General features: G+C 35.5%; 24 protein-coding genes and 1 other annotated feature. Of the genes, 17 read left to right on the top strand and 7 right to left on the bottom strand.

What is annotated here, in order from left to right; all coding sequences use genetic code 11:
* Positions 1 to 14 precede the first annotated feature (14 nt).
* Positions 15 to 191 (top strand): hypothetical protein, encoded by a 177-nt coding sequence (locus tag NYQ66_RS07595; RefSeq protein WP_259868479.1) that lies wholly within the window; start codon positions 15 to 17, stop codon positions 189 to 191.
* A 237-nt stretch (positions 192 to 428) separates the two neighbouring features.
* Entirely contained in the window at positions 429 to 1,901 is a 1,473-nt protein-coding gene (locus NYQ66_RS07600; protein WP_259868481.1) for a potassium/proton antiporter, read from the top strand.
* A gap of 56 nt (positions 1,902 to 1,957) precedes the next feature.
* Here NYQ66_RS07600 and NYQ66_RS07605 read toward each other — a convergent pair whose 3' ends face one another.
* On the bottom strand, positions 1,958 to 2,653 hold the full coding sequence (locus NYQ66_RS07605) for a Crp/Fnr family transcriptional regulator (protein ID WP_259868483.1): 696 nt from the start codon (positions 2,651 to 2,653) through the stop codon (positions 1,958 to 1,960).
* Positions 2,654 to 2,820: 167 nt separating this feature from the next.
* On the opposite strand from NYQ66_RS07605, the gene NYQ66_RS07610 reads away from it, so the two are divergent.
* Both NYQ66_RS07610 and NYQ66_RS07615 read left to right on the top strand, forming a co-directional pair.
* Positions 2,821 to 3,060 carry a DUF2249 domain-containing protein gene (locus tag NYQ66_RS07610; protein ID WP_259868485.1) on the top strand — a complete coding sequence of 80 codons (240 nt, stop codon included), beginning with the start codon at positions 2,821 to 2,823 and terminating at the stop codon, positions 3,058 to 3,060.
* Positions 3,061 to 3,169: 109 nt separating this feature from the next.
* A complete protein-coding gene (locus tag NYQ66_RS07615; protein WP_259868487.1) occupies positions 3,170 to 4,294 on the top strand; it encodes a TIGR04053 family radical SAM/SPASM domain-containing protein in 1,125 nt (374 codons plus the stop codon).
* A gap of 379 nt (positions 4,295 to 4,673) precedes the next feature.
* Here the strand turns inward: NYQ66_RS07615 and NYQ66_RS07620 are convergent, their stop codons facing one another.
* Both NYQ66_RS07620 and NYQ66_RS07625 read right to left on the bottom strand, forming a co-directional pair.
* The gene (locus NYQ66_RS07620) at positions 4,674 to 5,366 is read right to left on the bottom strand and encodes a Crp/Fnr family transcriptional regulator (RefSeq protein ID WP_407652059.1); all 693 of its coding nucleotides are present in this window, start codon (positions 5,364 to 5,366) and stop codon (positions 4,674 to 4,676) included.
* A gap of 66 nt (positions 5,367 to 5,432) precedes the next feature.
* Positions 5,433 to 6,254, bottom strand: a complete 822-nt coding sequence (locus tag NYQ66_RS07625; protein WP_259868490.1) for an undecaprenyl-diphosphate phosphatase — start codon at positions 6,252 to 6,254, stop codon at positions 5,433 to 5,435.
* A 95-nt stretch (positions 6,255 to 6,349) separates the two neighbouring features.
* On the opposite strand from NYQ66_RS07625, the gene NYQ66_RS07630 reads away from it, so the two are divergent.
* Positions 6,350 to 6,658, top strand: coding sequence for a hypothetical protein (locus NYQ66_RS07630; protein ID WP_311202009.1), 309 nt, complete (start codon positions 6,350 to 6,352; stop codon positions 6,656 to 6,658).
* A 97-nt stretch (positions 6,659 to 6,755) separates the two neighbouring features.
* Here the strand turns inward: NYQ66_RS07630 and NYQ66_RS07635 are convergent, their stop codons facing one another.
* A complete protein-coding gene (locus NYQ66_RS07635; RefSeq protein ID WP_259868495.1) occupies positions 6,756 to 6,941 on the bottom strand; it encodes a YjzD family protein in 186 nt (61 codons plus the stop codon).
* A gap of 103 nt (positions 6,942 to 7,044) precedes the next feature.
* On the opposite strand from NYQ66_RS07635, the gene NYQ66_RS07640 reads away from it, so the two are divergent.
* Both NYQ66_RS07640 and NYQ66_RS07645 read left to right on the top strand, forming a co-directional pair.
* The gene (locus NYQ66_RS07640; protein ID WP_259868496.1) at positions 7,045 to 7,677 is read left to right on the top strand and encodes a Rossmann-fold NAD(P)-binding domain-containing protein; all 633 of its coding nucleotides are present in this window, start codon (positions 7,045 to 7,047) and stop codon (positions 7,675 to 7,677) included.
* A 465-nt stretch (positions 7,678 to 8,142) separates the two neighbouring features.
* On the top strand, positions 8,143 to 9,126 hold the full coding sequence (locus NYQ66_RS07645; protein WP_311202010.1) for a BMP family ABC transporter substrate-binding protein: 984 nt from the start codon (positions 8,143 to 8,145) through the stop codon (positions 9,124 to 9,126).
* A gap of 87 nt (positions 9,127 to 9,213) precedes the next feature.
* On the opposite strand, the gene NYQ66_RS07650 is transcribed toward NYQ66_RS07645, so the two are convergent.
* Positions 9,214 to 9,459 carry a YppG family protein gene (locus NYQ66_RS07650; protein ID WP_259868501.1) on the bottom strand — a complete coding sequence of 82 codons (246 nt, stop codon included), beginning with the start codon at positions 9,457 to 9,459 and terminating at the stop codon, positions 9,214 to 9,216.
* A gap of 167 nt (positions 9,460 to 9,626) precedes the next feature.
* Here NYQ66_RS07650 and NYQ66_RS07655 point away from each other — a divergent pair, with 167 nt between their 5' ends.
* From NYQ66_RS07655 to NYQ66_RS07670, 3 genes are all read left to right on the top strand, one after another.
* Positions 9,627 to 10,562 carry a beta-ketoacyl-ACP synthase III gene (locus tag NYQ66_RS07655; protein ID WP_259868502.1) on the top strand — a complete coding sequence of 312 codons (936 nt, stop codon included), beginning with the start codon at positions 9,627 to 9,629 and terminating at the stop codon, positions 10,560 to 10,562.
* A gap of 64 nt (positions 10,563 to 10,626) precedes the next feature.
* Positions 10,627 to 11,865 (top strand): beta-ketoacyl-ACP synthase II, encoded by a 1,239-nt coding sequence (gene fabF, locus NYQ66_RS07660; RefSeq protein WP_259868504.1) that lies wholly within the window; start codon positions 10,627 to 10,629, stop codon positions 11,863 to 11,865.
* A gap of 514 nt (positions 11,866 to 12,379) precedes the next feature.
* Positions 12,380 to 13,150 (top strand): YjbA family protein, encoded by a 771-nt coding sequence (locus NYQ66_RS07670; protein WP_259868508.1) that lies wholly within the window; start codon positions 12,380 to 12,382, stop codon positions 13,148 to 13,150.
* An 84-nt stretch (positions 13,151 to 13,234) separates the two neighbouring features.
* On the opposite strand, the gene trpS is transcribed toward NYQ66_RS07670, so the two are convergent.
* The gene (trpS, locus tag NYQ66_RS07675; RefSeq protein WP_259868510.1) at positions 13,235 to 14,230 is read right to left on the bottom strand and encodes a tryptophan--tRNA ligase; all 996 of its coding nucleotides are present in this window, start codon (positions 14,228 to 14,230) and stop codon (positions 13,235 to 13,237) included.
* Between the two features lie 124 nt (positions 14,231 to 14,354).
* Positions 14,355 to 14,567, bottom strand: a binding site (T-box leader).
* Between the two features lie 147 nt (positions 14,568 to 14,714).
* Positions 14,715 to 15,083 (bottom strand): DUF3899 domain-containing protein, encoded by a 369-nt coding sequence (locus tag NYQ66_RS07680; RefSeq protein ID WP_259868511.1) that lies wholly within the window; start codon positions 15,081 to 15,083, stop codon positions 14,715 to 14,717.
* 338 nt (positions 15,084 to 15,421) lie between these two features.
* On the opposite strand from NYQ66_RS07680, the gene NYQ66_RS07685 reads away from it, so the two are divergent.
* The 7 genes from NYQ66_RS07685 (at position 15,422) to NYQ66_RS07715 (ending at position 23,887) form a co-directional block, all read left to right on the top strand.
* Entirely contained in the window at positions 15,422 to 17,170 is a 1,749-nt protein-coding gene (locus NYQ66_RS07685; protein ID WP_259868512.1) for a peptide ABC transporter substrate-binding protein, read from the top strand.
* Positions 17,171 to 17,307: 137 nt separating this feature from the next.
* On the top strand, positions 17,308 to 18,240 hold the full coding sequence (opp3b, locus tag NYQ66_RS07690; protein WP_272479948.1) for an oligopeptide ABC transporter permease: 933 nt from the start codon (positions 17,308 to 17,310) through the stop codon (positions 18,238 to 18,240).
* Positions 18,240 to 19,388 (top strand): oligopeptide ABC transporter permease, encoded by a 1,149-nt coding sequence (opp3C, locus tag NYQ66_RS07695; RefSeq protein WP_259868514.1) that lies wholly within the window; start codon positions 18,240 to 18,242, stop codon positions 19,386 to 19,388. Before opp3b ends, opp3C begins: the two co-directional genes overlap by 1 nt.
* A gap of 17 nt (positions 19,389 to 19,405) precedes the next feature.
* Positions 19,406 to 20,461: an ABC transporter ATP-binding protein gene (locus tag NYQ66_RS07700; RefSeq protein WP_259868515.1), complete on the top strand. Its 1,056-nt coding sequence runs from the start codon at positions 19,406 to 19,408 to the stop codon at positions 20,459 to 20,461.
* Positions 20,458 to 21,390: an ABC transporter ATP-binding protein gene (locus NYQ66_RS07705; protein WP_259868516.1), complete on the top strand. Its 933-nt coding sequence runs from the start codon at positions 20,458 to 20,460 to the stop codon at positions 21,388 to 21,390. The genes NYQ66_RS07700 and NYQ66_RS07705 overlap by 4 nt, the downstream gene beginning before the upstream one ends.
* Positions 21,391 to 21,743: 353 nt before the next feature.
* The gene (locus NYQ66_RS07710) at positions 21,744 to 22,961 is read left to right on the top strand and encodes a putative glycoside hydrolase (RefSeq protein WP_259868518.1); all 1,218 of its coding nucleotides are present in this window, start codon (positions 21,744 to 21,746) and stop codon (positions 22,959 to 22,961) included.
* Positions 22,962 to 23,287: 326 nt separating this feature from the next.
* Complete coding sequence (locus NYQ66_RS07715; RefSeq protein WP_259868520.1) at positions 23,288 to 23,887, top strand: GNAT family N-acetyltransferase; 600 nt, start codon at positions 23,288 to 23,290, stop codon at positions 23,885 to 23,887.
* Positions 23,888 to 24,006 lie beyond the last annotated feature (119 nt).

Genomic DNA, 24,006 nt, shown 5'->3' on the forward strand with positions numbered 1-24,006 from the left:
TAGGAGGGGAATACATGGTTTGGTGGCAAATATTACTTATTATTGTGGTTCTTACGGTAGTAATAGAATCGGTTGTGCAATTTTCCACAAGAAAAATGGATAAAAAAAAGAAGGGGAAAATTGGATCTATTGTTTGGTTAAGCGTAGCGGGTCTTTTTTTACTTGTTTGGCTATTTGTTAGGATGACTTAATGAGTATTTTATTTTCAGTACGCTACACTCACGTGACCATGATGAAAGGTTCACGTGTTTTTTCTGTGTAAAGCTATAAAAGTTACTTTAATATTATAATTCTGTAGTTTCTGCTATAATTTTTACAAGGGTAAGGAGACAAGATAGTTCATCTTAATTCTTTACCTAGCATAGTAATATTTAGTAGTTATATTTATATTTCTGTCAAATTCACATTAAAGAATTGGGGGGCGATACATGATTACGCTTGATAATGTTATGAACAATTCTTTCCTTCTTGTTGCTATATTATTAATTATTGGGGTATTAACAACAAAATTTTCCTCGCGTATAGGTTTACCTTCTCTTGTATTTTACATAATTGTCGGCATGGTTTTATCTAACTTTATTTATTTTGACGATGTGAATTTAACGCAAACCTTTGGAATTCTGGCCTTAGTAGTCATTCTTTTCGAAGGTGGTATGCAAAGTGATTGGAGTCAAATAAAGAAAGTGATCAAGCCCTCTGTTTCCATGGCTACATTTGGTGTACTTATTACTACGATTGTAATTGGTGTATCAGCTAAGTTTATACTTGATATTTCTTGGCTTGAGGGGTTATTATTTGGTGCTATTGTTGGTTCAACTGATGCAGCAGCTGTGTTTGCCGTTATTGGTAATAAAAATATAAAAAATAAACTCGCGTCGACACTAGAAGCAGAATCCGGTACCAATGACCCAATGGCTGTTTTCCTTACAATCACTTTAATTGCATTGATCCAACAACCGGATGCAAATTTATGGATAACCTTGTTTAGTTTTGTATGGCAAATGGGATTAGGATTGGTTGCGGGTCTCTTAATGGGGAAAATAACTGTATGGAGTATTAATAAGATTAACTTAGATTCCTCTGGCTTATACCCAATTTTATCAGTCGGTTTTGCATTGGTAACCTATAGTTTTACAACGATATTAAATGGAAGTGGCTTTTTAGCAGTATATATTATGGCACTCATTGTTGGGAATTCCGAATTAACGTACAGGCATTCTATCTTCAGGTTTAACGAAGGTTTTGCTTGGATGATGCAAATACTAATGTTTATTTTACTGGGATTATTAGTATTTCCTAGTCAACTGAAAGATATTATATGGCAAGGGCTAGCTTTATCCTTACTATTAATGTTAGTAGCAAGACCAATTGGTGTGTTTTTAAGTACAATTAACATGGGATTTGATGTAAAAGATAAAATTTTCATTTCAAGTGCAGGCTTAAAGGGAGCAGTTCCAATTGTACTCGCTACATATCCGATGATTGCGGGTCTGGAAAACAGTCAATTGTTATTTAATGTCGTGTTTTTCGTTGTGCTAACGTCAGCACTTGTTCAAGGAGCGTCAATCACGCCACTTGCAAATAAACTTGGGCTATCAGGTGGTGAAAAAATCACATCTCCTCATACACTTGAACTTGTTTCCATAGGGAAATCTACTTCTGAAATCATCGAAATTCAAGTGGATCAAGATGCAGCAGTAATAAATAAAGCATTATCGGAAATAAAACTACCGAATGAAACGCTCATTACTGCTGTCATTCGAGGTGATCATGTGGTAACACCATCCGGTAATACGAGGCTACAAGAAAAAGACATTATCTATGTATTAACCACAAAGGTAAATAGAAAAAAAGTAACGGATATGTTTACTTCTGAGCAAACAGAACCCGGTACAAATTAGCTGAAAAGGAACTTGTTAATGAAGACAAGTTCCTTTTTTAATGCAACATGTTTAGGTTAGTACAATAATTCTTGCTCTAATGCGTCTTTATCAATAACGATATTACCTTTAGAATTGGTTGTAATTAAATTCTCCTTTTTCAACTGTGTTAAGGTTCTGCTTACTGTTTCTCTGCTTGAACCGATCATGTTAGCAAGTTCACGGTTTGAAAAGTTTGATTTGATAGCATATTTCCCGTCTTTCACTAACTCTCCGTGGTTCCTATTTAATCGAAGCAATAGCATAATAATTTGCTCATATGTATTATGCAATATTTGTTCTTCTAAACGCTTCTGCAAATCTACAATTAAATCACCTAACACCTTGAATAGTTTTACACAAATGGCAGGGTTATTCATAAGAAAATTTTCAAATAGATGAATGGGAATATAAATTAACGTAGCATCTTCAATAACTTCCGCGTGCGCAGGGCATTGATCTTGACGAAAAAAGCCTTGATGGGGAAACATATTTCCGGATTGAAGTACGTTTACAATTTGCTCTTTCCCATTGAAGTCTGTTTTATAAATCTTTATTTTTCCAATGTGAATAAAGTACACATTGGTTAACGGATCACCTTGCATGAATATGTGCGTTCCACGACGGTATGTTCTGGATTGCGCTAAATCTATAATCGGTTGAATCTCATCGTCGGTTAAATCCTTGAAAAGGGGAAATGTCTGAAGTAATTCTTGGATTGATTTTGAATTCAACTTCTTCATCCTTTCTGGTTACTACACTAATGTCTACTTATATCATACCCGGAGCTACATGAAAAGCGTGTGATTAATATCATATGCGGATGTGTTTTTTATCACTAAGTCACAAATAAACCTTTAGTATGCTAATGTTAGTTAGTTGATACAGGGGGGACTTTGGCATGAAAACACAAAACGATAGAATAAAAATATACGCACCTGACATTGAGCCGAGAATGCGGCATAAACGTATATTTGATATATTTGATGGCTTAGAGATAGGCATGTGTCTTGAACTTACAAATGACCATGATCCTAAGCCGCTCTACTATCAGTTTTTATTCGAGCGTGAAGGATTATTTGACTGGAAGTATGAACTTGATGGACCAACAACCTGGCGAGTGACAATTCGAAAACGATAAGACTAGTTTCGGTTCAATATTTCTAAACTAAGATGTGAAAAAAGTCACATATTGTATCCGTTAATTAATATAAAATGGTATTAGCTTATAAGTTGATGGAGGCGTTTAGATGAAACCACGAGATTATAATAAGAACCCTTTTATTGTTATTTGGGAACTTACACGTGCATGTGAGTTGAAATGCTTACATTGTCGAGCGGATGCCCAGTATTTACGTGATCCTAGAGAATTAAGTTTTGAAGAAGGTAAAAAGTTGATTGATCAAATAAAGCAAATGAATAATCCGATGTTAGTGTTTACCGGTGGTGACCCTCTCATGAGACCGGATGTATTTGATATTGCAGCCTATGCTATAGAAAAAGGGGTACGCGTTTCCATGACTCCTTCCGCTACACCTAACGTGACAAAAGAAGCGATGAACCAAGCTAAACAAGTGGGATTGTCAAGGTGGGCATTTAGTTTAGATGGGCATTGTGCAGAAGTTCATGATCACTTCAGAGGGACAAATGGATCATTTGATTTAACCATCAATGCTATAGAACATTTGCATGAGTTAGAAATGCCGCTTCAAATTAACACGGTTATCTCCAAATATAATGTGGATTATTTGGAAGAAATGGCTTCGCTTATGGAAGAATTGAATTGTGTATTGTGGAGTGTGTTTTTCTTGGTTCCGATCGGAAGGGGGCAGGAGAAAGATATGATCTCGGACGTAGAACATGAACGTGTCTTTAGATGGTTATATCAACTATCAAAAAACGTATCATTTGATATAAAGACGACAGCAGGGCAACATTACAGACGCGTTGTTATTCAAAATAAAATGCGAGAAAGTAAACAAATGAATCGGGATACGATCCAGTATCAAGATGCACTTATGAATGGAACGACTGGTAGTATTGATGGATTGGGGAGAGCACCAAAGGGAGTTAATGATGGAAATGGTTTTATTTTCATCTCTCATATTGGTGATGTATATCCGAGCGGTTTGTTACCTGTAAAGGTTGGTAATGTTAGAGAAAAGCCACTGCAAGATATATATCGAAACTCTCCAGTTTTACAAGACCTTCGAAATCCTGATAAATATAAAGGCAAATGTGGCGTTTGTGAGTTTCGCCATGTGTGTGGAGGTTCCAGATCCAGAGCCTATGCGATAACAGGTGATTATATGGAAAGTGAACCGTATTGTGTTTATATTCCAAAAGCAATGCGTCAGAAAAAGAAAGTGACTTAAAGGGTAACTAATTATTGAGGCCTATTGAAGTCAGTGAAGAGCATGATCACTGACAAGAAGTTGATCCGAGTGCCTATTGAAGTCAGTGAAGAGCATGATCACTGACAAGAAGTTGATCCGAGTGCCTATTGAAGTCAGTGAAGAGCATGATCACTGACAAGAAGCAGATCCGAAAGCCTATTGAAGTCAGTGAAGAGTGTGATCACTGACAGGAAGCAGATCCGAGTGCCTATTGAAGTCAGTGAAGAGCCATGATCACTGACAGATAGCTAGTCCGCTGCGAAGTATCAAATATATGTGTTACGTCGCTATTTAAATCAACAATGTATAAAGCATAAAGCAAACAAAAAAATCCAGCAGCCATGCTGGATTTTTTGCATTAGTCAATGCTACATAAAACAAGAGGACAATCCTCACAATTAATCTCATCCTTTAAATGTTGTAAGTCGTGGATGATGATCTTATTTTTTTCCATCGATAAAATATTGTTTCTTTTTAATTCATTCAATAATCGGTTTACGCTTTCTCTAGAAGTTCCGCAAAAGTTGGCAAGTTCCTGGTTGGTTAAAACAATATCAATAAGAATGCCATCTTTTTGTTTAACCCCATAACTATTAGATAATCGGATTAAAGTAGAGTATAACGCACCCTTTTTTCCATGTAGTACCAAGTCACGAAATTTCGTTTGATCTCTTCGATAATTAAAACTCATTATTTTCATGAACTCAATTGCGAGCCAATTATTTGTTAATAACTTTTCCTCAAGCGTATTTTTTTTAATTACTGCTAATTCACAATCTTCCGTAACTTTTGCATTTAATAGGTATTTGACATTTTCATCAAATACGGATAGTTCACCAACAATATCGCCTTTTGAGCAAATTCGAAGTGTTAATTCCCGTCCGTCGGGTGAGATTTTTCCAATCTGTATCCTGCCAGATAAGATGATGTATAGCTCTGACACTTCTTCTCCTTGTTGGAAGAGAAAAGAGTTTTTGGTCACTTTTGTTGTATGGTCAATTGTTGATAAAATATTAGCAAGGTCATCGGACATCCCATGATTTTTTAGTATATCTTTCATATCATGAAGCCTCCTAGTAGCTATAACAATACACTACATTTTAATTTAAGTATCACATTATAACAGTAGATAAGCAAGCGCACCAACGATGAAACAGTAAAAAGCGAAGTATTTCAAATTACCTCTTGCCATAATGTTCATAAACCATCTCAAAGAGTAATAAGTGGCAATAATCGATGTGATAAATGCAAGTGCGTAAGGAATCCACATCGTATTAAAGTCAGGATCAGATACGATATCCCCAACTTTTAAAACTAATGTCCCTAGACTCACTGGAATGAATAATAGGAAAGAAAACCTTAGTGCTGTTTCTTGTTTCATTCCCAACAACATTGCAGCAACAATGGTTGATCCGGATCGACTTATGCCAGGTATAAGAGCGACGGATTGAGCGAGACCAACAATCACGGCATCTTTTAAGGTTAGTGCTCCATCATTTTTACTTCCTCTTAGGTTTCGGATAATCCATAAGGCAATACCAGTAACAATTAGGGTAATCCCGATTATTTTATTTGTATCAAAAATTTCACCTATTTGTTCCTCAAAAAGGACGCCAATAACACCAGCAGGAACAGTTGCAACGATCAAGTAAAAGATAAAATTAAAATCATCTTTTGCTTCTGGTTTTTTCGTTGTTATGTAACTTACTCCGTTTTGAATTAAACGTAATAAATCTTTTCGATAGATAATTAATACAGCAATCAGTGATCCGAAGTTAACTAAGATCTCAAAAGATAAGTTATCCATTTTGAGATCAAATAAATTTTGTACAATAACGAGATGTCCACTAGAAGAAATCGGAATCGGCTCGGTAAAACCTTGTACAAAACCAAAGAAGATATATTTTATAAGCAAACCTAATTCAACTATGTTATCCATTTCTTTTCCCCCGATTTTAATTATTTCTAACTCCGCTCTTGTCACAAATATAGGAAAACCTGAATAGGTTACTAGTGAGAAGGAGGAGTTTGAAAGTGAATCGCGCACATAACTATCATCATATGTATGACGAATGCAAAAAGCATATTCATTCCTATGTATTAGTGAAGCTAAATGATGGTACTAGCTTAGATGGAATTATTACTGGTTTAGATGAGGAAAATGTATATTTAGCAATTCCTAATTTTGGAAATGACCGACGAGAAGATCGTGTCTATCCTTTTGGTTATCCAGGCTATGGTCCGTACCCATACCCACCAATTCCATATGGCCCATCTCGTTTTAGGAGACTCGTTTTGCCTTTAGCGGCTTTAACTGCAATTAGTCTTCTTCCATGGTACTAAGTTAATAAGTTAGCCTTACCATTTTGACTTGAAAGGCTTTGGCGGGTGCTATAATAAAACCCTTGCCATTCCTTGTCGGCAAGGGTTCAACACACCTTTATTTTTTTTCTTCTTTTAATATACCATCGCCAATAATAAAGATAGTAAGGGCGAAAAATAAAGCAATAAAGAAAATAGGTGTAAACGTAAATGTTTCACCAGCCATACTAGTAAGTACATAGGATACCAAGAAACTAATTAATACTGCCCATAATAATGTAAAGAAATATCGCAAATAAATCACCTCGTTTTTTTCACATTCTTTTTATAGTTTACCAAAAGGTTATGAGAAAATAAATAATATTTATCTAGATGATGTCAATGTATTAAATAGTGAGGTGGAATGTATGTATGTTATTGTAGGTTGTAATCATTGGATTGGTTACCATTTGGCAAATAAATTGTTGGATGAAGGTAGCTCTGTCATTGGTTTGGACAGTGATAAGGCACAAGAGCAGCAAGATCTCGTATTATTCTTTGGAAGAAACAGTGCTTTTGAACATGTACAGAGTGTAACAGAATTATATAAACAACATAAGAAAGAAAAGTTTGAGGCGATTTTTCAATTGTTCCAAGTAGATAACAAAAAGCAATTTGAAAAATTTGATGCAAAGAAATGGTTCCAATTACAAATAGAAGATTCTATAGATCAGGCAAAACAAGTGGAACTACCATTATTATATGGAGAATGGATGCCTAGAGAGAAAGATGGTTTTTATAAAAGTGAAACATTCTATTCCTTCTCTTCAAAAGAATTTCAACGTGACGGTGTTTATATAGGAGACTTCGTTGAGGCACTTATTCAATTATCCAAATCAAATCATGCACAAGAAACTATATCTTTTAAACCACTTAGAAAAGATGTGCAGCCAAATCGAGAGGAAAAGAACACGATTTATATACGAGAATCTTTGCCTTTAGAACAAAGATTCAAAAAACTACAACAACACTACAAGCAATTTTCATCTTTATATCCTTAATGTCGAAGCTTCTTATAAGAAACTACTAAAAGATATAGTAATTTATAAACCATGTTATAGAACTTGCATTTATTATCTCCAATCAAGTTAATCATAAGGATTATTCCCTTATTTATATTTTACGTTGATGGAGGAGTATGACCGGATACTTCTTGATGCTCCGGTAGTTTCTTTCTAATTGCACAAAAAAGATTAGAAAGTAACAAAATAAGGGAAGATGTCCATGGACTTAGTGGTATTTGTAAACCTGTTACGTGAGTGGTTAAATAAATTCAAATATTTATCTTTCCACACCAAATGGAATGCCAATGTAATATAACAAAATAAACACTTTTTAACCCTAATTGTTGCAATTGTGAATAAAATTCATGATTGTAATAAACTTGTAATCCTAAAATACATTTACGTGTCCAAGTTTAAACGGTAGAATAGTACTAGACAGATTCCTAGTGAACAGGAGTGCGGGTGTTGAAAAAACATTTTGTTTTCATACATATACTTGTGATGAGTTTTGTAGTATTAACTGGTTGTAATTCCTTTGAAAAAGGGGAAATACAGAAGGTGGGCATGCTAGTTGAAAACTCAGTTAGCGATCAAACATGGGGAAATAAAGGATATAAAGGGTTAGTTGAAATAAAAGAAGAATATAATGTTGATGTTTATTTTAAAGAGGAAATGAAAACACAACAAGATGTCAATCGGGCTGTGGAAGAGTTTTCTGCTAAGGGAATTAATCTAATATTTGGTCATAGTAGTATTTATGGAAAAATGTTTGATAATATTAGTGACTCCTATCCAGATATACACTTTGTTTACTTTAATGGAGGTTATTATAATAATGATAACTTAACTAGTCTTAATTTTAATTCTCATGCAATGGGGTTCTTTGCCGGGATGATTGCAGGGGAGATGACGAAGACAAATAAAGTTGGACTTATAGCAGCATTTGAATGGCAACCCGAAGTAGAAGGTTTCTATGAAGGTGTATATTATCAAAATAGAGAAGCAAGTGTATCAATGGACTTTGTGAATAGTTGGGATAACGAAGAACGTGCGATTCAACTTTTTGATCGAATGAATGCGCAAGAGGTGGATGTTTTTTACCCAGCTGGAGACGCTTTTAGTTTTGCTGTATTAGAAGAAGTGAATAAAAATGATAAGTATGGGATTGGATTTGTTACGGACCAGTCTCATTTAGGAGATCATGTTTTAACAAGTACCATTCAGCAAGTGAATGAATTATATCTGTTAGCAGCAGATAAGTTTAACAACGAAAAGCTTAAAGGAGGTTACTATACATTTGACTTCCAAGAAGGTGTCATTACGCTTGGAGAGTTTAGCCCGGAAGTTCCTAATAGCTTTGAGAGTAAAGTAAATAAAGATTTAGAGAGCTATATCGAAACAGGTTTACTACCAAATGAATTAGGTGACCTACCAAATGATTTATGAGAAGTGAGACGCACAATAATCATCACGATATATAAAAAGGACAGGAGTGCATGCGCATGCTCCTGTCCTTTTTACATAGAATAAACTTTAAGATTTAAATTTCTTGAAAATTCCTGAAGCACCTTTCACATAAGGAGATAGTTGTTTATACGTTTCTGCCATTGTTTGAGCTGTGTTAAAAAGATCAAACGAATTATCTTCATCATTTGTCTTATTTCCCTTCGAAGAATCTTCTGTCTTTGTTTCAGAATCTAGCCTTGTGCGTGGTCCACCAAACATCATTTGATCAAATGGGTGTTTACGATTAACTTTTTCTTCTTTTTTTCCTTCCATCGTGACACACCTCCTTCCTTTTATTCTATTTATAAATACGAAAAACGATAAGGCGCATGTCATGTTCCTCAGTTCTTACTTGATTTAGTTTCTGTTTTGTTTTAAAATTAGTACCAAGTCTTAATAATTGATATTAAAGTTAATACTTCCTTGAGAGGATGATATACATGAACGCAGGTATTATTGGAACTGGCCATTATGTGCCAGAAAAAATTGTGACAAACGCAGATCTTGAAAAAATAGTAGATACAAATGACGAATGGATTCGTACACGTACGGGAATTGAAGAGAGAAGAATTGCTGACGAAACGATGAATACTTCTGATATGGCATATTTTGCATCAGTTCGTGCACTTGAGGATGCAAATATTAATGCGGAAGATTTAGATATGATCCTTGTTGCAACGATTACTCCGGATACATCATTTCCGTCCGTTGCTTGTATGCTACAGGATCGCTTAGGGGCGAGAAAAGTAGCAGCAATGGATCTTAGCGCAGCTTGCTCAGGTTTTATGTATGGTGTAATTACGGCTAAGCAATTTATTGAAACTGGTGCATATAAGAATGTATTGGTTGTTGGAGTAGAAAAACTATCGAAAATTACGGATTGGAACGACAGAAATACTTGTGTTCTATTCGGTGATGGGGCAGGAGCAGCGGTGATTGCTCCAGTAAGTGAAGGAAAAGGAATACTATCTTTTGAGTTAGGTGCAGATGGAAATGGCGGTAAATATCTGCTTCAAGAAAAAGATTATATTAGTATGAATGGTAGAGAGGTATTTAAGTTTGCAGTAAGGCAAATGCCTGAATCATCAGTTAACGTAGTAGAAAAAGCGGGTTACAATAAAGAGGACGTTGACTATTTAATTCCACACCAAGCAAACATCCGTATTATGGAAGCAGCCCGAGAAAGATTAGGAATAGCAGAGGATAAAATGGCCACATCTGTTAGAAAGTATGGCAATACATCCGCAGCTTCTATTCCAATAGCGCTTTCGGAGGATGTAAAGAGTGGTAAAATTAAAGATAATGATTTAGTCGTACTAGTTGGCTTTGGTGGAGGATTAACATGGGGAGCTGTAGCTCTTCGTTGGGGTAAATAAGAAAGTTAGTTAGAATTGATATAACCACACCATAGTTAATAGATTTGATAAGGAGGAAAACCTAATGGACAAAAAACGAGTAGTAGTTACTGGACTTGGAGTAGTTTCGCCACTTGGAAATACAATCGATGAACTTTGGAATAATTTAATTCAAGGTAATTCTGGAATAGATTTTATCACAAAGGTAAATAAAGATGATTTTCCTGCGAAAGTATCAGCAGAAGTAAAAGATTGGGATCCAACCCTTTACATGGATAAAAAAGATGCAAAACGTATGGATTTATTTACACAATATGCAGTAGCATCAGCTAAAATGGCTGTTGAAGATGCGCATTTGGAAATTACAGAAGAGCTTGCACCAAGAGTTGGTGTTTGGATTGGCTCAGGAATTGGTGGTATGGCTACATACGAAGAGCAATTCCACAAGTTTTTGGAAAAAGGCTATCGTCGAGTAAGTCCATTCTTCGTACCAATGCTTATTCCGGATATGGCATCTGGTCAAGTTTCTATTCAGTTAGGAGCAAAAGGTATTAACAATTGCTCTGTTACTGCTTGTGCATCAGGGACGAATTCCATTGGGGATGCCTTTAAAGTCATCCAACGTGGAGATGCCGACATTATGATCACTGGTGGAGCGGAAGCACCGTTAACGAATATGGCATTTGCTGGTTTTTCTTCAGCTAAGGCGTTATCGACTAATGATGATCCAAAGACTGCTAGTCGACCTTTCGATAAAAATCGTGATGGATTTGTTATGGGTGAAGGTGCAGGAACATTAATTATTGAATCGTTAGAATCTGCACAAAAACGCGGTGCAAAAATATATGCTGAAATAGTTGGATATGGTTCAGCAGGTGATGCATTTCATATCACTTCTCCAGCTCCTGAAGGTGAAGGTGCAGTTAGATCAATGAAACAAGCGATTGAGGATGCTGGATTAGAAGCTACTGCGATCGATTATATTAATGCTCATGGTACAAGTACCGAGTTAAATGATTCGTTTGAAACGAAAGCAATAAAACAAGTTTTTGGAGAGTATGCATATAAGCTCTCGGTTTCATCTACGAAATCGATGACAGGACACCTATTAGGTGCAGCGGGTGCAGTAGAGGCAATCGCGAGTATTAAAGCGATTGAAAATAGCATTGTGCCACCAACTATTAATTATGAAACACCAGATCCTGAATGTGATCTAGATTATGTACCAAATGAAGCGAAAGAAAAAGTGGTGAACGTTGCTTTAAGTAATTCTTTAGGCTTTGGTGGCCATAATGCAACGTTAGTTTTTAAGAAATATCAGTAAATATTTATAGCAATAGCTCTAGCTACGGGTATCGTAGTTAGAGCTATTCTTTATGTTTATTAATGATGCATGTAATGGAATTGAAGTATTACAACACATTTTACTTATCTACTCACAATAAGAATGGTGTAGAGATCTCTATAAAAAAATACACATGATCTTTAACACTCTATCATATAACTTAGTATATAGAAGAAGGACAAGCAGGGGTGATAGAGCAATGATCTATTTATTTTTCTTTTTAATAGGATTTGGCCTTACAGTATCAGGAGGGATTTCGATCATTCTATATCTAAACTTCATTCCTGCGGGACTAACATTTATTGACTATCTTATTTATATACAAGGTAGAATAGAATGTTACTCTTTTTTTCTCGGCGTTATAATTATGGCAATCACCATTAATAAAGTGTCAAAGATTACTGTTAAAAAATAGGTTGAATAGAATAAATTTTCCTTTCTATGGTCATAATGTTTATTAAAAGATCCAAATCAAGAAGCGAGGGTTCAACACATGTTATATTTACACGATGTATGGGTGAACTGGTTTGAGGGTGAAGAAAATGGGTACAATGTCTGTCATTTTCATGAATGGCGAAAAGAAGATGGTATCGAACTGTTAGATCAAGTTCCGATATTATACATAGATGATTTGTTGTACCATTATATTGAAAATGACTTGCAGGATTTACCACGACCCTTGTTAGACAGTATTTATAAACGCGCTTATTTAAGAAAAAATCAAGAAAGAATGTCACTGGAATACGCTTGCGTCGTTACAAATGGTAAGTCTATTATTGCTTTTGATACGATGGGATACAATCTACCAATTAGAAAAAGCAGGCTAATTCCAAGACAAGAGCGCCTTGTTTATGAAATGATCGAGGGTACGAAAACCCATGAATTTTCATTTTCTCCCGATGCAAAAGAAGATAAAGAGTACCATATTTTATCTTTACCTCCCGGTTCTATGTTAGGCCTTACTAGGAAAGAAAGACAATTAAAGCAATTATTAATGATGGCGATTGACCAACTTGGAAGTACAAAAAACAGTGAAGAAGTTCGCTATTGGTTAACAGAATGGGATCCAGATCGGTATGCGGAAATTAGAAGTATGAATTTTGACCAAGCGTGGGATGCATTATATCAAGGTGTAGTGGACGGTTGGAGTGTTGCTCATGAGGAGTTGTGTGGAAAGTTAATCAAAGGGCAACCGTTTTTCGAAAAAATGTGGGAACTAGAACAAGATACAAAGGAATATAATACGTATAAACGTATGATGTGAATGATGCTAGGGGAGGACATGAGAAAGTAAATGATCTAAATTAGATGATAAACAAAAGCGTGTGAAAAATCACACGCTTTTTGTTTACTTTTTCTTTTTTACTCGACCTAGTCCCATTGCCTTTTTTGCCTTAGCTAACATTTTATTTGCTGTAAAAGCAGCTTTATCTGCACCATTGTCTAAAATATCATCTAATTCAGTAGAAGTAATTAATTCATGGTACCGTTCTTGAACAGGTCTTAGTGTTTGAATAACAACATTTGCAGTATCCTGTTTGAAATCACCGTACCCTTTTCCTTCATATTTCGCTTCTAATGCTTCAATCGATTCACCTGTACAACTCGCATGAATCGTAAGTAAATTACTAATACCTGGTTTATTTTCTTTATCGAATTTAACAATTCCTTCCGAGTCGGTCACTGCGCTTTTAACCTTTTTCTCGATTGTTTTCTCATCGTCCAACATAAATATAGATGCTTTTAAGTTTTCATCTGACTTACTCATCTTCTTCGTTGGTTCCTGTAACGACATTATTCTTGCCCCAACTTTAGGAATACTTATCTCAGGGATTGTAAAGATGTCATTAAACTTGTTGTTAAAACGTTGCGCTAGGTTACGAGTTAATTCTAGATGTTGCTTTTGATCATCGCCAACTGGTACTATATCAGTTTTATATAGAAGAATGTCGGCTGCCATCAGTGGTGGATAAGTAAGAAGGGAGGAAGAAACACCTTCTTTACCACTAGCTTTATCCTTAAATTGTGTCATTCTTTCTAGCTCACCAATGTAACTGATCGATTGCATCATCCAACCCAATTGGGTATGTGCAGAAACTTCCGATTGAATAAACAAGGTAGATTTATTTGGATCAATACCTGATGCGAGGTATAACGCTGCTAAAGAACGGATGTTATCTCTAAGCTTTAATCGATCTTGGGGAACCGTAATCGCATGTTCGTCTACTATACAAAAATAACAGTTATTTTCATCTTGTAGTTCCACAAAATGCTTCATTGCCCCTAAGTAATTACCAATTGTTAATGTTCCGCTTGGTTGAATTCCTGAAAATATAGTTTTCATGTCCAATCACCTCTACTGATTTAATTTCTATTTGTGCATTTCGTGCATTCATGTTGCAAACACGTCTGTTTACACTTGCTATATCATTAAATGAAAACACAAAAAAGGCCATTCTATTCCCTGTAAAAGGGACGAATGAACCGCGGTGCCACCCTAATTATCTCAAAACTTGAGATCGCTTAATGCCTATTGGCTTCAGTTAACGCCTGAAATACGGTGCTATGTAAAAACACTGCTCCAAAGCCCAATTCCAATATTCCTTGGTATCTGTTTTCACCTACCACAGACTCTCTAAAAACCATTGGGAATATGTACTCATCTTTTTCATTGCATCATTTTAAACTGTTGTTAAGGATTATATATAATTTTTTAGTTTATTGCAAGAAAATACAAGTAATAATCTTAAGCAAGCTAAAATGCGATTTTTTTAAAAATGATTAAATATACAGAATTGTAAGAAATTTATCAAAACATAGCAAAGTTATTATATATAGAAGATAAACAACATTACGATCATTATTAATGTAAGTGAAGCACCTTGAAAAAATAGAAGACTCAAAAAGGATCGACTTACTTTTTCCGAGGGTAAGGGTTCTTCTTCCCATTCATCTAAATAATCTCTATTCTTCGATACTTTATTAATTACTCTGCGAAAACTATAGGTTATACCATCAAAAAAACGCTTGCTTATAATAAATAGAAGAATAGAGATCATAAGGTAACTATAACCAATATAGAAAAAAACATTAATAAGATGCATGAATTGATGGTTTGGGGCGAATAGTAAAAAGAAAAGAAGACAAACAATAATATTAATGGTGAGAAACACCCAGTTACTTTTTCGTTTCAACATGAACTTCATCCTTTCGCTCTAATTTCATTATCGTATAGCTCATTCACTTTTATACATCTTTATACACAGTGGCTTATAAATGAAAACACACATAAAAGAGATTATAGCATGAAAGGTGTAGTGTTTGTCTTTATTTTTGTAAGAAAATATGACAATGTATTATGCAGGCTAATGGGTAATTAGAACTATTTTGTTTATTGAAAATGCATTGTATATGCAGTTTTCCATATTTTTATGAAAAAAAAGTAATGCAAAATTGTGAGAAAACTTGTATAATTCATTTTGTGGATAAAATATCTACAAAAAAATCAGAAAATTTAAGGGGAGGTCATTGCTTCATGAGAAACAAAAATTGGCTATTATTAGTACTAGCTATCATGTTAAGTGCCGTTCTTGTTGCTTGTTCTGATGGTGGAGACACTACAGAAGAAGATCCAGGAACAGACAATGAAGAGACTGAAGGAACAGAAACAGACAACGAGGGTACCGAGGGTGAAGAAGCTGCTGGAGAAGAAAAAATTCTTCGTATCGCTGAAACTGCAGAGATCCCATCTATGGATCCAATCTTAGCGGAGGATTCTTCAAGTATCCAGTATCAAGATACTGTATATGAAGGTCTATATCGTTTAGGTGAAGACGGTGAATTAGTATCTGGTATCGCAATTAAAGAAGAAACACTAGTAGAAGAAGAAGGCCTTAAATGGACTTTCACACTACGTGACGACGCAGTTTGGTCAAACGGTGAGCCTGTAACTGCTAACGATTTCGTTTATGCATGGCAACGTGCGATTGACCCAGAAAATGGTTCATTCTATGCACCATACTTAATGAACGGCGTTATTAAAAACGCACAAGAAATCGCACCTCAAGAAGAGGGCGTAGAAGCTACAATGAAACCTGAAGATTTAGGAGTATCTGCTCCAGATGATCATACATTAGTAGTTGAGCTTGAAAAGCCAACTCCATACTTTGAGTCATTTGCTGCTTTCCCTACATTCTTGCCATTAAACCAAGAATTCGTAGAAGCACAAGGTGATCAATTTGCTCTTGAAGTAGAAAACATGCTATTTAACGGACCATTCGTTATGACTGAATGGGCACACGAAGAGAGCTGGGAACTTGTTAAAAACGACCAATATTGGGATAAAGACAACGTAAGTCTTGATGGAATCTCAATTTCAGTTGTTAAAGAAAATTCTACAGCTGTAAGTATGTATGAAACTGACAAAATTGACCGTGTAGGTCTTAACGCTACAAATATTGATCAATTTGCAACTAGCCCAGAGTTAATCTCAATTCCTGAGAATGTAACTTTCTGGTTGAAAATGAACCAAGATTCAGCTAATTATTCTGAGTACATGCAAAATGAAAACTTCCGTCGTGCAATTGCACAAGCGGTTAATAAGCAAGCGTTTATCGACACAGTTTACGGTAACTCATCTAAACCTGCGAACTATTTAGTTCCAGAAGGATTTGTTTCACACCCTGATTCTAGTGAAGATTTCCGTGCTGCTAACGGAGATTTCTTAGAATTTGACTTAGAAGCTGCTCAAGGATATTGGGAAGCTGCTAAAGAAGAAATCGGTTTTGACGAAGTTACAATCTCATTTATTTCTGGTGACACTGACACAGGAATGCTTATTACAGAGTTCTTCCAAAATGAATTGGAAACAAACCTACCTGGTTTAACTCTTGAACTTAAAAACGTACCATTTAACGAGCGTTTAGAGATTCAAAAACGTGGTGAATTTGAGCTTGTATTCTCTGGTTGGGGTCCTGACTATGCAGATGCGATTTCATTCATTGATATGTTCGTAACTGATGGTCCAAACAACGAAATGGGTTACAGCAACCCTGAGTATGATAAACTTGTTAAGCAAGTTAAAGGTGAATTAGCACTTGATCCTGCTGCACGTTTTGAAGCAATGCAAGAAGCTGAAAGAATTCTTTTAGAAGAAGATGCTGCACTTGCACCGATTTTCCAACGTGAGCGTGCTCTATTATCAAAACCTTATGTTGTAGGTATGGATGAGTTAAACCCATTCGGTCCTGACTATAGCTACAAATATGTAGATATTCAAAAATAAGTTAAAATGATAATAGAATATTAATAAAGAAGAGAGTATATGTCGTGTCATAATAGGACATATACTCTCTTTTCCCTTGAGAAGAAAGATTTTGAATATTGAAGAATTTTCAAACAATGAACTAGGAGGTGTGGAAAATGGGCAGATTTTTACTACAACGTATCGTTTATATGATTATTACGTTATTTATCATTGCAACAGCAACTTTCTTCTTGATGAAACTGTTACCTGGTACCCCTTTTTCTGATATTGCCACGAAAGCTTCTGATGCACAGTTAGAAATATTACAAGAAAGGTATGGACTTAATGACCCTGTACCTGTCCAATATGCAAATTACATTATTGGTATTCTGCAAGGGGATTTAGGGGTGTCATTCCAGTTTGATAATCGAAATGTTACCGACCTAATCATGGACCGTATTGGTCCGTCAGCCCAGTTAGGTCTACAAGCAATGGTGATTGGAACTGTTTTAGGTATTATGCTTGGAATGGTGGCGGCGCTTCGCCACAATTCATTACTTGATTATAGTGCAAACATTGCTGCTGTTATCGGTATTTCAATACCGTCATTTATTTTTGCAGGTTTACTACAGTACTATCTTGGTGTTGAATTAGGTTGGTTACCTGTTGCCCAGTGGGATGGCATTCAGTACACGATCATGCCAACCATTTCATTAATGATTTTCCCAATGGCAATCTGTGCTCGTTTTATGAGAACGGAGATGTTAGAGGTACTTGGATCCGATTATATTGAACTTGCACGAGCAAAAGGTGTTAATTCTGCATCGATCCTATTTAGACATGCTATGCGAAATGCGTTAATTCCTGTTATTACAGTTATTGGACCAATGGCAGTTAGTTTGATGACAGGTACTTTAGTTATTGAACAAATTTTTGCTGTTCCAGGTCTAGGTGAACAGTTTGTTCGTTCTATTAACATGAATGACTACCCAATGATTATGGGTACGACTTTATTTTTCTCAGTATTATTTATAGGTGTCGTATTGCTTGTTGATATTTTATACGGAGTTATTGACCCACGTATCCGTGTTTCGGGAGGGAAAAAATAATGGCGAAAGATGACAAAAAGCTATCAAAAGATTTGTTTGAACCAATTGAATTGTCAGCCGATAAAGGTGAAGAACTAACTCGTCCCGAAATTTCTTTCTGGAAGGATGCATGGCTCCGTCTAAGAAAAAATAAAGCGGCGATCGTTGGATTATTCCTTCTAATCTTTATCGTATTCATGTCACTAATTGGACCAATGATGAATGATTATGATATTGACCAAGCAGATTATGATGCGAAAAATTTAACACCAAAAGTTAAAGGCCTTGAATGGATGTCTATGTTCGATGGAAAGAAAACATGGGAAATTGAAGGAGTAACAGTTGAATCTGCCACGGAAGCTGGTTTAAGAGCGTATGAGGTAGATGAACAATTCGTAGAAATTGAAGTTATTAGTCAAGGTAATCCAGATAACAATGAATATGCAAAGATTGAAATGCATGTGGATGACTACGCTAATAGAGGTTATGATGAAACGTATTTCTGGTTTGGTACCGATCAGTTGGGCCGTGACCTATGGACACGTACATGGAAAGGTACACAAATATCTTTATATATCGGATTATTAGCAGCGATTATTGATATGATTGTTGGTGTTATCTACGGTGGTGTATCAGCTTATTATGGTGGACGAGTGGATAACTATATGCAACGATTCATTGAGATATTAGTTGGTATTCCGAACCTAGTAGTAGTTATTTTGATGATTATTTTATTAAAGCCAGGTTTATTGGCTATCACAATTGCATTAACAATTACGGGGTGGACAGGTATGGCTCGTATTGTCAGGGGTCAGGTATTAAAACTCAAAAATCAAGAGTTTGTGCTTGCTTCAAGGACACTTGGTGCGACCGATCGGCGAATATTGTCGAAGCACTTAATTCCAAACGTTACAGCTATGATCGTTATTAATACGATGTTTACCATACCAAGTGCGATTTTCTTTGAATCATTCTTAAGCTTTATTGGACTAGGTTTACAACCACCAATTGCATCATTAGGTACTTTAATTGATGCTGCTTTTGATTCTTACAGAACATATCCGTACATGTTAGTGTTCCCAGCAATAATTATCTCTGTTCTTATGATTGGATTTAACATCGTTGCCGACGGTATCCGTGATGCATTAGATCCTAAAATGAGAAAATAGAAAGGCAGGTGCAAATGATGGAAAAAATACTTGAAGTTAAAGATTTAAATGTTACCTTTGATACGTATAGTGGTAGTGTCAAAGCGGTTCGTGGTGTTACCTTTGACCTTAAAAAGGGTGAAACATTAGCTATTGTGGGTGAATCAGGTTCTGGGAAATCTGTAACAACAAAAGCATTAATGGGGTTAATACCAAAACCAGCTGGTAAAATACCAAAAGGTGAAATTTTATTTGATGGTAAAGACTTAACGAAGTTATCTGATAAGCAAATGTCCAAAATACGTGGACGTGACATTTCGATGATATTTCAGGATCCGATGACGTCGTTAAACCCAACGATGAAAATAGGAAGACAAATCATGGAAAGCTTAATCAAACACCAAAAAATGAGTAAAGATAAAGCGAAAGAGCGTGCAATTGAGTTACTTGAATTAGTAGGAATTCCAAACCCTAAGGATCGTATTGATCAATACCCTCACCAATTTTCTGGTGGTATGCGTCAAAGGGTTGTTATTGCCATTGCACTTGCTTGTAATCCTAAAATATTGCTTGCTGATGAACCAACAACGGCACTTGATGTAACAATACAAGCTCAGATTTTGGAGTTAATGAAAGATATTCAAAAGAAGACAGATTCTTCAATTGTCTTTATTACACACGATTTAGGTGTAGTAGCAAACGTAGCAGATCGTGTTGCCGTAATGTATGCTGGTAAAATTGTTGAAATCGGAACAGTGGATGATATTTTCTATAATCCAAAACATCCATATACATGGGGTCTTTTAGGTTCTATGCCTACATTAGATAGCGCAGAGGAAGAATTGATTGCAATTCCTGGTTCACCACCAGATCTAACAAACCCACCAACTGGGGATGCATTTGCTCCGCGTAATCCATATGCAATGAAAATAGATACAGAAATGCAACCTCCAATGTTTAAGGTTTCAGATACTCATTATGCAGCAACTTGGTTGCTTCATGAAAATGCACCAGAAGTGGATCCACCTGAAGCAGTTAAGCGTCGAATGAGAGATTTTGCAGAAGGTTCTATGGAGAAGGGTGATAGATCATGAGTGAAGAAAAATTATTAGAAGTTACTAATCTGAAGCAACACTTCCAAACTGGTCGTCACAGTATTGTAAAAGCTGTGGATGGTATTACCTTTGATATTAAGAGAGGTGAAACCTTCGGACTTGTTGGTGAATCTGGTTGTGGTAAATCAACTACTGGTAGAACAATCATTCGTTTATATGATGCGACGGATGGAAGTGTTAAATTTGCCGGTGAAGATGTGCATGGAAAAAAATCAAGAAGTGAGTTAAAAAAGTTTAATCGTAAAATGCAAATGATCTTCCAAGATCCATATGCGTCGTTAAACCCAAGAATGACAGTTAAAGAAATTATATCTGAGGGCTTGGACATTCATGGTCTAGTTGCTAATGATGAAGAACGTACAAAGAGGGTCCAAGATCTTTTAGAAACAGTTGGATTAAACAAAGAGCATGCAACACGATACCCACACGAATTTAGTGGTGGACAACGTCAAAGAATCGGAATTGCTCGTGCTTTAGCTGTGGAACCTGAATTTATTATTGCAGACGAACCGATATCGGCACTTGATGTATCTATTCAAGCACAAGTTGTTAACTTGTTGAAAAAACTACAAAAAGAGCATGATTTAACTTACTTGTTTATCGCGCATGATTTATCTATGGTTAAATATATTAGCGATCGTATTGGCGTTATGTATTTTGGTAAAATGGTAGAATTGGCTGATAGTGAAGAACTATACAAAAATCCGGTTCACCCGTACACGAAGTCATTACTTTCTGCAATTCCTTTACCAGATCCAGATTATGAGCGAAACCGTAAGCGTATTATTTATGATCCAAATAATCATGACACTAGTGAAGAACCAGAGTTCCGTGAAATAAGACCAAACCATTGGGTGCTCTGTACAACCAAAGAATTCGAAGCTTATAAAGAAGAGCTAAACAATTAATGGATTCCTTTATTAGCTATTGAAGCTGAAAACAATTACGATTTTTATAAATGACCCTTACCTTTTTAGGTGAGGGTTTATTTACATATTATTTTGTTATTTACCATGTAATCCAATTTAAATAATCTTCACAAAGCATAAGAAAGAATAAATGTTGCACGCTAAACGAAGTAGAATTAGTTAAAAAAGAAGCAAAATTATAAGGTTAAACAAAAATACACATAACATAATTCGTCAAAAAAATATAGTGATTTCTGTAAAAAATTCACAAAAAAAGTTTGTTGATTTTCATACTATTCTAACGAAATCTTTTATATAATATAGTTAAAATACATCATTGGGAGATTGATCTTATGGAGAAAAAACGACTACATTCAATCATAGCTTTTTTTGCGATTCTCCTTCTTGGACTAGCATTGATTCCAAGTACACTTCAGGCAGAAGAGACAGAAGCGTTAAAGGGGAAGTTACACCAAAAACGAACTGCGTCATTAGCTAAATATGAACTACCTGAGACAATAAAACGATTTGAGGTATTTGATTCGGGTTTAAACTTTGCATATCCTGATGCAGTAAGAGGCATATACCTCACAGGACACTCTGCGGGAGGTAGTCGTTTTGAGAAGCTAGTTAATTTCGTAGACACAACGGAATTAAATGCCATGGTTATTGACATTAAAGACGATCATGGGTACATCACATTTAAATTAGATGAAGGTCATCCATTTGAGGAAATGGGAAGAAATTTCATTAAAGATCCTAGAGAAGTCCTTGAAGTACTAGAGGATAAAGGCATATATCCAATCGCTCGGATTGTTGTTTTTAAAGATACAGAACTAGCGAAAAATCGACCGGATCTTTCCTTTACAGAGAATGGAAAAGTATGGGCGAATGGTAAAGGCGATTCATTTGTAAGTCCATTCCAAAAAGAAGTATGGGAATATAATGTAGAAGTTGCAAAAATTGCTGCTGAGCTTGGATTTAAAGAAATTCAGTTTGACTATGTTCGGTTCCCAGAAGGATTTGAAAAAAGAGATAAAGAACTTCAATATGATCAAGGTGAATATAAAGATTCTGAACTAAATGACGTGAAAAAGCGTGTAGAGGCTGTAACTGACTTTGTTGCGTATGCAAGAGATGAACTAGAAGAATATGGTGTAGATGTTTCTGTTGACATCTTTGGTTACGCTGCAACAATAGAAGAGACTCCTGGTATAGGTCAAAACTTTACGAAGATCTCTGAAAACGTTGATGTTATATCATCGATGATTTATCCAAGTCACTGGACACCTTATTTTGGAATAGATAATCCTGATGAAAAACCATATGAGTTAGTAAATGAATATGCAAAGGTTGAAAATGAAGTGTTAGGAAAATTAGAAACACCGCCGACTTCTAGACCTTGGTTACAAGATTTTGAAGCTCCTTGGTTATATAGTGGTCCTGCGAAGCAATATGGAGTAGCAGAAGTTGAAGCGCAAATAAAAGCCCTAAATGAGAATGGAATAAATGAATTCTTATTATGGAATGCAGGAAACACTTATACAGAAGGTGTAGATTATACACCATAAATTAAATAAAAAGAGTCTTCACTTTGGTGAAGGCTCTTTTTCGGATGTAAAGTGGTTAATCCATCTATGAGTTATTTCATATCGAGTAAAGTAAGATGTAAGTAATCCATGCTAAAATAAGCGTGACGCATTGTTCAATGCCTACACTAGTTAGTATTTGGAAGCATAAGATATCAAATAGAAGTAATATTACCTTAACTACTAAAAAGCTCGGTTAAAATCAGAAATGATGGGTATAAATAAAAAGACATCATAGATTACGGGTTTAACATGAGAGTAGTTTTTCTATATAATTAAGGAGACTACGGTAAAAAAGGGAGTAAACTATGAATTGGTATGAAAAATTAAATGAGTATTTTCCGGTTGAAGAAATGAAATCAAAAGAACACATGGAAATGCTATTAAAAGAAAAAGGGGATGTTTATCACAAAGATGAAGGTCCTCATCATGTATTAATGTATGCGGAATTTAAAACATTCATTTTTATTGATTATGTATATGTCTCGACTGCATCTAGAGGGCAAGGGCTAGGTAATAAGTTGCTTACAAAGCTGAAAGAAAAAAATAAACCAATCATACTCGAAGTAGAACCATTTGATTATGAAGATACAGATTCAGAAAAGCGACTACGCTTCTATCAAAGACAAGGCTTTGTGCATGCTCAATCGATTGGGTACAGCAGAAGATCGTTAGCTACAAATGAGGAGAACACTTTAGAAATATTATATTGGTCTCCTGGAAATGATAATGAGGAAGAAATATATGTACAGATGAAAAAAATGTATGAGGATATTCACACATATAAAGACCAACAACTATATGGTAAAGCATATCAACCAGTTGATGAAGTTTTAACTTATGATAATGATAGAGAAGCTGAAGACATTTTTGAAGCGCTAAATAGTAAAGAAAATGCACAACAATAAACAAATGTATGATGGCAGCGAACATTCCCTGTTACCATTACACGGAGCAGGGAATAATTTTTTAAAAAAAGGTTTTAACGGTGAAGATAAAGGGTATTTGATGCTATGAAACATATAAT

Source organism: Aquibacillus koreensis (genome assembly GCF_025154055.1).
In the GTDB taxonomy this organism is placed as follows: domain Bacteria; phylum Bacillota; class Bacilli; order Bacillales; family Amphibacillaceae; genus Aquibacillus_C; species Aquibacillus_C koreensis.